Genomic DNA, 11229 nt, shown 5'->3' on the forward strand with positions numbered 1-11229 from the left:
GGAAGCGAAAGGAACCGGTCAGCGGGCGTGGCAGGCGTGGCGGTGATCGGTCCCGGATGCCGCCGGCCGCAGGAGGGGCCGTTCGGTGCGGCAGCGCTGTTGTGTGCCGTCGTCGAGCAGCGGGTACAGCGGACAGCGGTCGGCGAAGACGCAGCCTCGCGGGAGACGCGACGCACTGGGCTGCTCGCCCTTGAGCACGATGTGCTCGCGGGAGCGTTCCACCTGGGGATCGGGCACCGGGATCGCCGACAGAAGGGCTTCGGTGTACGGGTGCCGGGCATGTGTGAAGAGGTCTTCGGTGTCACCGCTCTCGACGATGTGTCCCAGGTACATGACGGCGATGCGGTCGGACACGTGTCGCATCACCGCGAGGTCGTGAGCCACGATCAGGTACGCCAGGCCCAGTTCGTGCTGAAGCTTCGTGAGCAGGTTGATGACGTCGGCCTGGACGGACACGTCCAGGGCGGACACGGGTTCGTCCAGGACCACGATCCGCGGTTCGGTCGCCAGGGCCCGGGCGATCGCGACGCGCTGGCGTTGGCCGCCCGAGAGAGCCGCTGGAAAACGGTCCGCCAGCGATACGTCCAGCCCGACGAGGGAGAGAAGTTCCTTCACGCGGATATGGACGGCGTCCCGGTCCGTGCCGACGGCCTGGAGGGGTTCCGCGAGCAGCCGGAAGACGGGGAGCCGCGGATCGAGTGATCCCATGGGGTCCTGCATGACGATCTGCACCGTGCGGCGCAGTTGCTGTGTCCGTTCGGCGGAGCGTGGTGCGGCGACGTCGGTGCCCGCGATCTTGATCAGGCCGTGCTCGGGCGGCCTCAGACGCATGATCTCCAGCAGGGTGGTGGTCTTGCCGCTGCCGGACTCGCCCACGAGCCCGAGGGTTTCACCGGCCCGCAGCTCGAAGCTGACGTCGCTGACGGCGTGCAGCGTGCCGACGCGGCGCTTGAGGAGCGCTCCCTTGGTGATCGGGAACGTCCTGGCCAGTTCGGCGACCCGCAGCACGGTCTCACCGGGGCCACGCCGGTCGGGGCGGTGCTCTTCGACGGCCGCTTCGGGCGGTGAGAACAGCGAACTCGCCGCCGGGTTCCCGTCGGCTATGTCATGGGCGCGCCAGCAGGCGACCTGACCGTGTCCGGGCACCGCGGTCAGCGGTGGTTCCTGGCTGTGGCAGCGGTCCACGGCGGCGGGGCAGCGGTCCGCGAAGGAACATCCTGCCGAGAGCCCCACCAGCGACGGTGGTTCGCCCCCGATCGGCACCAGTCGCCCGCGTGCCCGTGCCTCGGGCCGGGGTACCGCGCCGAGGAGTCCGATCGTGTAAGGCATGGTCGGCCGCGCGAACAGCTTGTCGGCGCCGGCCTGCTCCACGATCCGGCCCGCGTACATCACGGCGACGTCGTCGGCGTACCCGGCCACCACCCCCAGGTCATGAGTGATCAGTACGAGGCCGGCGCCCGTCTCGGTCTGGGCGGTCCGCAGCACGTCCAGGATCTGCGCCTGCACCGTGACGTCGAGAGCGGTGGTCGGCTCGTCGGCGACGATGACCGACGGCGAGTTCGCCATCGCCAGCGCGATCACCACGCGCTGTCGCATGCCCCCGGAGAACTCGTGCGGGAAGGCATGCGCGTTGCGGTGCGGCTCGGCGATGCCGACCAGGTCCAGCAGCTCGACGGCGCGGTCCCACGCGGCCCGCCGTGTCAGCTCCTGGTGCACGCGCAGCGCGTCGGACAACTGTCTGCCGACGGAGAAGATCGGGGTCAGGGCGGACAGCGGATCCTGGAAGACCATGCCGATGTGTTTGCCGCGCACCGCGGACAGTTCACGGTCGCCGAGCCCGACCAGGTCACGGCCGCCCAGCAGCACTCTGCCCGACACCTGGGCGGCATCCGGCAGCAGCCCCATGACGCCCATCACCGTCGCGGATTTGCCCGACCCCGACTCACCGACGATGCCGAGCGTCCGTCCGGGCAGCACGTCGAAGCTCACTTCGCGCACGGCCTGTACCGGACCGGCCTCCGAGGGGAAGGCCACGCTGAGACCGCGAACGGACAGCACCGGTGCCGGCGCGGCGGCTCCGGCCAGCGGGTCCGTCCCCGGGGTCGCCACGGTCATCGCCGGCCTCCGCGCGCACCGGTGGCCGAGCTGGGGTCGAACGCGTCGCGCAGGCCGTCACCGACGAGCGTCATCGACAGGGTCAGCAGCACCACCAGCGCTGCCGGGTAGCCGAACAGCCATGGTGCGGTGGTGATCGTGCCGGATCCGTCGGCGAGCATCGTGCCCAGTGACACGTCGGGTGGCTGCACTCCGAAGCCCAGGAACGACAGGGCGGTTTCACTGAGCACGGTGGTGACGACTCCCAGGGTGAGGTTGACGATGAGCAGGGAACCGAGGTTGGGAATGATGTGCCGCAGGATGATCCGCCACGGCCGCACACCCATGAACTCCGCGGCCAGCACGTAGTCCCGCTCGCGCAGCGAGGTGGAGACGGACCAGATGACCCGCGCCGTCGACATCCAGCCGAAGACGGTCAGCACCAGGATGAGCACCCGCCAGTCCCCGGCGAGGCGATGCGAGACCAGGGCCAGGATCAGGAACGACGGCACGACGAGCAGGAAGTGGATGACGGCCAGCGTCAGCCTTTCGACGCGGCCCCCGAAGTACGCGGCACCCGCGCCGATCACCGCGGCGAGCACGATCGTCAGCACCGAGACGCTGACGGCGATCACAAGGGAGCGCTGAAGACCGTGGACGGCCTCGGCGTAGACGTCGTTGCCCCCTTGGTTGGTGCCGAAGTAGTGCGTGCCGCCGGGGGGCTGGGTGAGTGCGGTGAAGTCCACGTCGGTGTAGGAGAAGCGCGTGAGCCAACCGCCGCACACACTGAAGAGGACCAGCAGCACGAGAAGCACGATTCCGAACAGCGCCGGCCGGTTGCGGGCGAATCGCCGCAGATACAGTCGTCCGCCGCCGGCACGAGCCGCCGGACCTGGTTTCGGCGTGCCCGGACCGAGCGGCTCGGGCACGGAGGTCACCGTGGTCGCCACGTCACCTCACCCGCACTCGGGGGTCGAGGACGACGACTGCCACGTCGGCCAGGATCGCGCCGATCGCCGTCATGCCGGCCCCGAAAGCCGCGACGGCGACGGCACCGTGCACGTCGTTCTTGGCGATGGTCTGGACGAAGTACTGGCCCATGCCGTTCCAGCCGAAGACGGTCTCGGTGATCACCGCACCAGTGAAGATCGCCGGAATGCTGAACGCCACGGATGTCGCCGTTGGGATCAGTGAGGCGCGTAGTGCGTGCCGACGGATCGCCTGGGCACGTGTCAGGCCGGTGGCGCGGGCGGTGCGGACGAAGTCCGAGTTGATGTTGTCCAGCAGCAGCGAGCGCTGGGTCAGGTGGTAACCGACATAGCCGAGCAGGGTCAGGCTCAGCGTCGGCAGGACGAGGTGCTGGAACCGGTCGGCGAGCGTCGGCCACAGTCCGCTGACGCCCGGGGACTTCTCCCCGGCGACGTACAGGACGCGCCAACCGAGCTGCTGGTTCAGCCAGATCCCGGCGAAGACGACCGCCAGCGCCGCGACGGCCGCCGGGACGTTGAAGAGGAACACGGAGACGAGCTGGGTCGTCCGGTCCCACCACCCGTACTGCCGCGAGGCGGTGAACACGCTCAGCGCCACACCCGCCACCACGGACAGCAGTGTCGCGGCGGTGACCAGCTGGGCGCTCACCACGACCCGGAAACCGATCTCCGAGTCGACCGACGCCCCGACAGGGGACTTCCCCCAGTCGAAGTGCAGGAGCACGTTGCTGAACCAGTGCCACCACCGGTCTGCCAGAGGGGTCCGCGGATCCAGGTTGTAGGGCGCCAGCGCGTGATCGATCTGCTCCTCGGTGCGGACCGGCCGCAACCCCCGGTAGTTGGACCTCGGGTCGAGGAACCAGGCGGCCAGCACATACGTCACGTTGGTGGCGACGACGATCATGACGAGCCATCCTGCGGCCTTGCGCGTCACGTGGCGGATCACGAGCCCGCCTCCCCGGGCGAGCGGATCTCGACGGTTGTGGCAGCGCGGGGAGCCGGCAAGAGTGCGCCGGGATATGGCATGGGCCTGACACTTTCTGAGGGCGAGGGATACGCCGCCCTGGTGGAGCGATGAGGGACTTGCGAGCGGCAGTCGTTCTCTGTGCATCGGACGAGCACACCGACCAGCAGTGATTCTTCGGCCGTGATCATGCTCCGCGCCAGCCCTCGCGGGAGCCTGTCACGTGATCGCAATGCGGGTGTCACAAGGCCGGAGGTGTGTCCCTGGAACCGGTGCAGAATCACGTCCGGCCGGCCGTGCTGCGCCCGGACCGGTGGGCCGGCAAGTCGGTTCGGCCGCCACGCCGGCACCCCCGCCCGACCGCTGATCTGCACGGGCCGGCCGCTCGCCGGTGCCACTTCCCGAGCCCGGGGGTTCACGGCAGTTACGCGGAGATCGCCATCGCCAACGGCATCGACCCTGCCTCACCCGCTCCGTACCCCGGCAGCGGACCGCGACGGTTGAACGGCCCGCCGTCGAGGCCCTGGCGGGCCGGTCGTGACCGGCCAGTGCCTTGACCCTGACCGCGCGGTACTGACGCGAAGTCGTCGAACTGGACGACACGTGCCGCCGCTGCGGCTGCCAAGGCGCACCGCGCGACTCGCTGACCCGACGGCCCGGGCACGAGCCGTTCGGTCGGCGACCGACGACGTTGCCGCTCACCATCCGCTGCCACCGCTGTACCGGCTGGAGGCACGTGTGACGGCAGGACACCCCAGCGGGGCGGCTGGTTGCAGCACTGCGCGCCTGCGGCAGGCAGGCCGGCGGGGCGGCGTCCCCGTGCCAGGGCACTTCCGGTGCTGCAACGCGATCACCTCCGGTGCCCACCGCACCCCGTGACGGGACAGCTTCGCCCCGGCTCGGCCGCGCGACTGGGGAGGGGCGGGCGTAGACCCACCCCTCCCATGTAGGTGTGCGGCCACTGGCCGAACGCCTGGCTCGGTTCGGCCATGGCAAGACAGCTAGGCTGTGCCCGCCGCCTTGGCGGCGTCGTACACCGCCTGCTCCTCGGCGCCGAAGTGGGTGGCACTCATGTTGGGGCCCTGCACCCAGCCGAGCAGGCCGATGATCTGGGCGGGGTCGTCGTAGCGGGAGAAGACCCCGACCTGGACGCCCGCGCCGGTGGCAGGGTCGAAGTTCTGCAGCAGGGCGCCGCCGCTGCAACCGGACGACTGCGCGCCGGCCATCACGTCGTTGTAGTAGACCGGGTCGTTCCGGGCCGTTCCCTGGGTGACCATCAGGCTCCGGCCGTCGAAGGTCCGCTGGAGAGGGGTGGGCACATTGCCGGGCGGTAGTAGTTGCGCTCGTTGATGGTCGGATAGCCGAAGATGCGGGCGGCCCGGTTCTGCGGCTGGTTGAAGGCGACCTCCTGGCCCCCGGTGACCTCGCCGACGGGGCGCGGGTCGTCGGGGTTGTCCACGAGGACGGCGGCCATGTCCCGCCCCAGCAGCCAGTCGGCGCTCTGGCTCCAGGTGTGGGTGATCCATTGACGGGTCACTCCCCAGACCCCGTACGGGGCGATGTCCCTGCCGGGAACACGTGTGCCGGACGGGTCGCGCGGGAGGTTCGTCCCGTCGAAGGCCGGTACGAAAACCATGTTGGTGGCGACGACGTTCCCGAAACCTATGTCGAGCGGGGTGTGGACGCGCAGGCAGTGGGCAGCGGTCAGCACGACGCTGCGGTTCGCGCTGGTGACCACGTTGCCGGAACACGAGGACGTCGAGACGGCCCCTGTGTCCACGTCCGTGTACTCCATGAACAGCTTGCCGGCGGTGCGCGAGACCAGCCCCTGCCCCCGCGGCCACGGCTTGCTGAGATCGTCCCAGCCGCCGGGAGGCGGGGTGGCGTCCGCGTCCTCGTTGTTCAGGCCGGCGTCGGCCATCTTCCCCAGCGTCCAGTAGGCCACCTCCGCCCTGAGCCTGTCCTGATAGCCGGCACCGGCCGGTACCAGCGGGCGGAGCTCGAACGGGGCGGCGTCGGCGCGTGCCGGGGACGCCGTCGCGAGCAGTGCGGCCACCAGCGCGAGCAGGCCGATGACCGTGGTGAGCGCACGTCGTGAGGGCATGCCGATGAGCAATGTCGTCCCTTCCTCGGGATGGGCCGTTCAGACGGACGGAAGGATGTCCGGGCCGACGGCCGGACTCACGGGTTGGTGGTCACCTCGAACCCCGCGCCGTAGACGCCTTCTTCAGCGGCGGCGTCCCGGGCACGCAGGTCCGCGAGGATGTTGGCCGAGCTGGTGTACTCGAACAGCGGGAAGGACAGGGTGATCGCCTTGGTGATCCCGGCCCAGGGACCCGATGCCTGGAAACCGTTGTCCTGGGACGGGAGCTCGCTTCCCGGTACGTGCCAGACGGCCGGCCCGCCCGAGTCACCCGTCAGGTTCACAGCCGACGAGCGGTAGATGCCGCGGGTGCTGACCATGACGGTGCCGAACCAGACGCCCGTCTGACTCGACACGACGAGTTCGTTGTCACCGGGGGTGAGCAGCCGCTCGGTGTCGAGCGCGGGTCCTGGGGCGTTCGGGCTGGGGACGCCGCCGGGGACCTTCAGGACACCGGTCTGCTTCAGGTAGGGGCCCTGCGAGGAGAGCGTGACCTGCGGGACCAGCTCGATGATCATGTAGTCCTTGGTCATGTGGCCCGTCTGCGAGCCCTCGGGGTCCTTGAAGTAGCGCACGTACCCGATCGGGCCGAAGCCGGTGTCAGCGCGGTCGTAGACGGGGGCCACGTCGTCGTGGATCTCGCGGTCCGCGTAGGCGGCGTCCCTGATGCAGTGGCCGGCCGAAATGGCGATGCGGTGCCCGTACTTGTCGGTGCCCACCGCGCCGATCGTGCAGAAGGGATACGTCATGGACGGGCTGAAGACGATTTGCATGGCGTGGTGGACGCGCTTGCCTTCATCGGCGTGGGCGGCACCGGCTCCGACGGTCCAGAGGACCACGAGGCTCAGCAGCAGAGTGCACAGTCGTCTGTTCATGTGCGGTTGCCTGTCTGTCGTGGGATCGAGGGATCAAGCGAACGCGAACGCCGCCTCGAGACGCGGGACGAAGTCGACGAGGTCCTGCGCCCAGCAGCCGCTGGTGTGGCCGTCGGCGCAGTCGCCGCCCCAGCCGGATCCGTCTCCGTAGTCCACGAAGCGCACCGGGTAACCGAGTGCGTCCAGCCGCTCCTTGGCATGCTGGGACGCCGACTGGACCCAGAACTCCGGTTCGGCCGGGTCGCCGCCACCGTTCCCCGTGTAGATCGTGACGCCTGTACCGGCCCGGGCCAGGACGTCCATGTGCGAGACCGGGTCCGCCTCGTCCCAGCGCCAGTCCGCCCCGAAGACCGGATAGGGCGTGCCGAAGACGGCGTCGCTGGACACCGGGGGACCGAAGTCGAGACCGCATGTGGGGTTCGAGCTCCCGCACAGCGGGGCGCCGACGTTCGTGAGCGTGGCGACGACGGCCGCGCGCAGGACGGCGTGACGGACCGAGAGTTCGTTGGCGCCGGACAGCGTGGCGACCTCACCGAACAGGCCGGGGTGTCTCTGGGCATAGTGCAGCGAGCCGAAACCGCCCATCGACAGGCCGGCGACGGCCCGCGCCTTCCTGCCGGCATCGGTGCGGAGGTTGGCGTCGACGAACGGGATCACCTGGTTGATGTGGAAGTTCTCCCAGTTCTGCGCGCCGGCGACGGTGCTCTGGTCGAGCCAGTTGGTGTACCAGCCCCTTCGGCCACCGTCCGGTATGACCGTGATCAGGGACCGGGCCGCGGTGAGGGCGGGGTACGCCACGTTCGGGTTGCCGGGATCGTCGGACGCGCCGTGCAGGAAGTACAGCACCGGGTAGCGCTTCTCGGGATGCTGGGCGTAGTCGGTCGGCAGCAGGATGCGGATGTGGTGCTCACCTTCGACCTCGGGCGTGGTCACCGTGATGACGAAGTTGGTGGCGGAGCCGACGGCGTCACCGGTCTGTGTGAGGCCGAAGCCGTCGGTCATCTCCGGCAGGCGCGGAGCCGAGGCCTCGACGGGCGCGGACGATGCGCCCATGAGGAGGACGGTCGCCACCGCGGCGACGCCTGCCGCTCTCATCCGTCTGAGGCGAGCGGACACAGCTGCTCTCATCATTTTCCTAGGGGGACGGGTCGCCATGGTCGCCATGGGACGGTCGGTCGGCCGGTCACGGGGAATCACATCGCACCACCTGTGCGTGATGCCATAGGGGCGGTCCGGCGCAGTTGCGCCACTGGCGCCAGTGCGCTGAGTCTTCAGTAGGCTCCGGGAACCGGAGACTGGACGGCTGCGCGGACCTGGTCCGCCGCTGCGTGAGGCGAGGGGGCGGTCGTGCACGATGTGCTGGACCCGGACTCGGACCGTGGCCGGGTCTATCAGTCACTGGTCCGTCATCCGCGGCAGTCCGCAGGGGAGTTGGCGGCTCGTACCGGACTGGCTGAGGCCGCCGTCCGGGCGGCGCTGGACGAACTCGCCGCCGAGGACGGCGTCGTGACCGCGGACCCCGGGAGCGCCGGGGCCGTCTGGGAAGCGGTGCCGCCCACGCAGCTCGTCGAGGCGCTGTTGCGGCGCGACGACGCAGTACGGACGGCGCTGCGTCGAACCGGTGCGGAACTGGAGCGGCTCTACCGTTCCGCCAGGCGGGACAGCACGCACTACGGCGCACTGGAGGTCGTCGGAGACCTCGCGCGTGTCCTGGCGATCAGCCGGCAGCTCCAGCAGACGGCACGCCACCAACTGCGGAGCATCGACGTGCCACCGTACTCCGGAACGCCCGACTTCTACCTCGCGCAGGAGGCCTTGCAGCGCGAGCGCATGGCCGCCGGTGTCGTCTACCGCGCCATCTACCCCGGCTCCGCGTGCGACGACGCCATTGCGTGGCCCAACATGGCCCGCATGATCGAGGCCGGGGAACAGGCCCGGACCCTGGACGATCCACCCCTGAAGCTGACCCTGCGCGACGACGACCTGGCGGTGGTCACCCTCGCTGCCGACGACCGCCCCGGCGCCGTCTCCCTCGTGATCCGCCCGTCCAGCCTGTTCCAGGCGCTGTCCAACGTCTTCGAGTCGCTATGGCGACTGGCCGTGCCCGTATCGGCGACGGGCACCGGTACGCAGATCGACGCCCGGGACCGCCAGATCCTCTCCCTCATGGCCAGCGGCGCCACCGACGACGCGATCGCCAGGCACCTGGGGGTGGGGCGTCGCACCGTCGTCCGCCGCGTCTCCGCCCTGCTGGCCGGACTGGGCGCCACGACCCGTTTCCAGGCCGGGGTCCAAGCGGCGCGACGGGGCTGGCTCTGAGGACGCCGCCTTCGGCATCCGGTCGGGCACCGGCTCGCCGAGGTGGAAGGACCCGCCCGGCCCCGCCCCGTACCAGACGGGGAGGACGACGGGGGCCCTCCGGCCCGGCGGCCCTCCGGCCCGGCAGGCGTGACCCACGCCGCGCGCCGGCGCTCATCGGAGGACGGTCACTCGCGGTACAACTCATGGTCGCCCAGGGCTGTTTGATCGAGAGAAAGATCCATAACCTTGCGGTGACGGTCACGCATCTGACTTGAGGAGTTCCGTGTCCGCTGCCCGCCACCTCCCGGACATTCTGTCGCCCGAGTTCGCCGCGAACCCCTACCCGGCCTACGCGGTGATGCGCGAGAAAGAACCCCTGCTCTGGCACGAGGCCACCAACAGTTACATCATCTCCCGCTACGAGGACGTCGAACGCGTCTTCAAGGACAAGAAGGCCGAGTTCACCACCGACAACTACGACTGGCAGCTCGAACCCGTCCACGGCAAGACGATCCTCCAGCTCAGCGGCCGCGAACACGCCGTACGCAGAGCCCTCGTCGCCCCCGCGTTCCGCGGCAGCGACCTCCAGCAGAAGTTCCTGCCGGTCATCGAGCGCAACTCGCGCGAACTCATCGACGCCTTCCGGCACACCGGCTCCGCCGACATCGTCAACGACTACGCGACCCGTTTCCCGGTCAACGTCATCGCGGACATGCTGGGCCTGAGCAAGGCCGACCACGCCCGGTTCCACGGTTGGTACACGGCCGTCATCGCCTTCCTCGGCAATCTCTCGGGCGACCCGGAGGTCGCCGCCGCCGGTGAGCGCACTCGCGTGGAGTTCGCCGAGTACATGCTCCCGATCATCCGGGAACGGCGCGACACCCCGGGTGACGACCTGCTGTCCAGCCTGTGCGCCGCGGAGGTGGACGGGGTGCGCATGAGCGACGAGGACATCAAGGCCTTCTGCAGCCTGCTGCTCGCGGCGGGGGGCGAGACCACCGACAAGGCGATAGCCGCCATCCTGGCGAATCTCCTGAGCCATCCCGACCAGCTCGCGGCCGTCCGTGCGGACCGCAGCCTGATACCCGCCGCCTTCGCGGAGACCCTCCGCTACACACCGCCGGTCCAGATGATCATGCGGCAGTCGGCGACCGAGGTGGAGGTCACCGGTGGCACCATCCCGGCGGGCGCGACGGTCACCTGTCTCATCGGCGCCGCGAACCGGGACGAGCGGCGCTACCGAGACCCGGACCGGTTCGACATCTTCCGCGATGACCTCACGACGACCTCCGCCTTCTCCGCCGCCGCCGACCACCTCGCCTTCGCCCTGGGCCGGCACTTCTGCGTGGGAGCGCTCCTGGCCAAGGCGGAGGTCGAGGTGGGACTGAACCAGTTGCTGGACGCCATGCCCGACCTGCGTCTCGCGGACGGGCACGGGCTCGTCGAGCACGGGGTGTTCACCCGGGGCCCGAAGACGCTGCCGGTGCGCTTCACGCCGGTCATGGCCTGACGGACCGGTTCCCTCCGCGCCTGGGCCCGACCGGTGCGCGGGGGGAGCGACCTCCTAGGTCCTGTCGTCAAACTCCCGTCGTCCGCCCGGAGGGCGGGTTGCGCGGCGTCAGGTGCGTGCTCTGGGGGTCCCCCCGGCCGAAGGCTGGGGGAGTGCCGGGCCCCGGCCCTCGTACTGGATGTACTCGGGCCGGGGCCCGGTGCGGCGAGTGGGGGCACCTCCCACGCCGTCGAGGCAGTGGGGGAGCGTGCATGGCGTCGCGCGGCAGACGGGAGTTTGACGACAGGGCCCAGGGCCGGTCTGACAATTCGCCCGCCGAGACCGCATGGGGCGAGATCCTCTCCGCCCACCCC

The 11229-nt window shown here is 70.1% G+C and carries 9 protein-coding genes and 1 pseudogene; 3 read left to right on the plus strand and 7 right to left on the minus strand.

Features of this window, described 5'->3' with window-relative positions; genetic code table 11:
- Positions 1-18: 18 nt before the first annotated feature.
- The 3 genes from AB0947_RS34515 to AB0947_RS34525 all read right to left on the minus strand — a co-directional run bounded on the left by AB0947_RS34515 (position 19) and on the right by AB0947_RS34525 (position 4029).
- Positions 19-2115 (minus strand): ABC transporter ATP-binding protein, encoded by a 2097-nt coding sequence (locus tag AB0947_RS34515; protein WP_366754318.1) that lies wholly within the window; start codon positions 2113-2115, stop codon positions 19-21.
- On the minus strand, positions 2112-2957 hold the full coding sequence (locus AB0947_RS34520) for an ABC transporter permease (RefSeq protein ID WP_366754329.1): 846 nt from the start codon (positions 2955-2957) through the stop codon (positions 2112-2114). The genes AB0947_RS34515 and AB0947_RS34520 overlap by 4 nt, the downstream gene beginning before the upstream one ends.
- A gap of 88 nt (positions 2958-3045) precedes the next feature.
- On the minus strand, positions 3046-4029 hold the full coding sequence (locus tag AB0947_RS34525; RefSeq protein WP_366754319.1) for an ABC transporter permease: 984 nt from the start codon (positions 4027-4029) through the stop codon (positions 3046-3048).
- A gap of 561 nt (positions 4030-4590) precedes the next feature.
- On the opposite strand from AB0947_RS34525, the pseudogene AB0947_RS34530 reads away from it, so the two are divergent.
- A pseudogene (locus tag AB0947_RS34530) lies at positions 4591-4786 on the plus strand (ISL3 family transposase); the annotation flags it as partial.
- 262 nt (positions 4787-5048) lie between these two features.
- Here the strand turns inward: AB0947_RS34530 and AB0947_RS34535 are convergent.
- The 4 genes from AB0947_RS34535 to AB0947_RS34550 all read right to left on the minus strand — a co-directional run bounded on the left by AB0947_RS34535 (position 5049) and on the right by AB0947_RS34550 (position 8160).
- A complete protein-coding gene (locus tag AB0947_RS34535; RefSeq protein ID WP_366754320.1) occupies positions 5049-5366 on the minus strand; it encodes a hypothetical protein in 318 nt (105 codons plus the stop codon).
- On the minus strand, positions 5324-6151 hold the full coding sequence (locus tag AB0947_RS34540) for a hypothetical protein (RefSeq protein ID WP_366754321.1): 828 nt from the start codon (positions 6149-6151) through the stop codon (positions 5324-5326). Before AB0947_RS34540 ends, AB0947_RS34535 begins: the two co-directional genes overlap by 43 nt.
- A gap of 77 nt (positions 6152-6228) precedes the next feature.
- On the minus strand, positions 6229-7065 hold the full coding sequence (locus AB0947_RS34545; RefSeq protein WP_366754322.1) for a hypothetical protein: 837 nt from the start codon (positions 7063-7065) through the stop codon (positions 6229-6231).
- Positions 7066-7098: 33 nt separating this feature from the next.
- Positions 7099-8160, minus strand: coding sequence for an alpha/beta hydrolase-fold protein (locus tag AB0947_RS34550; protein WP_366754323.1), 1062 nt, complete (start codon positions 8158-8160; stop codon positions 7099-7101).
- 252 nt (positions 8161-8412) lie between these two features.
- On the opposite strand from AB0947_RS34550, the gene AB0947_RS34555 reads away from it, so the two are divergent.
- Both AB0947_RS34555 and AB0947_RS34560 read left to right on the plus strand, forming a co-directional pair.
- On the plus strand, positions 8413-9384 hold the full coding sequence (locus AB0947_RS34555; protein ID WP_366754324.1) for a winged helix-turn-helix domain-containing protein: 972 nt from the start codon (positions 8413-8415) through the stop codon (positions 9382-9384).
- 265 nt (positions 9385-9649) lie between these two features.
- The gene (locus AB0947_RS34560; RefSeq protein WP_366754325.1) at positions 9650-10876 is read left to right on the plus strand and encodes a cytochrome P450; all 1227 of its coding nucleotides are present in this window, start codon (positions 9650-9652) and stop codon (positions 10874-10876) included.
- Positions 10877-11229: the final 353 nt, after the last annotated feature.

It is taken from the genome of Streptomyces sp. NPDC047841 (assembly GCF_040704085.1).
GTDB lineage: Bacteria > Actinomycetota > Actinomycetes > Streptomycetales > Streptomycetaceae > Streptomyces > Streptomyces argyrophylli.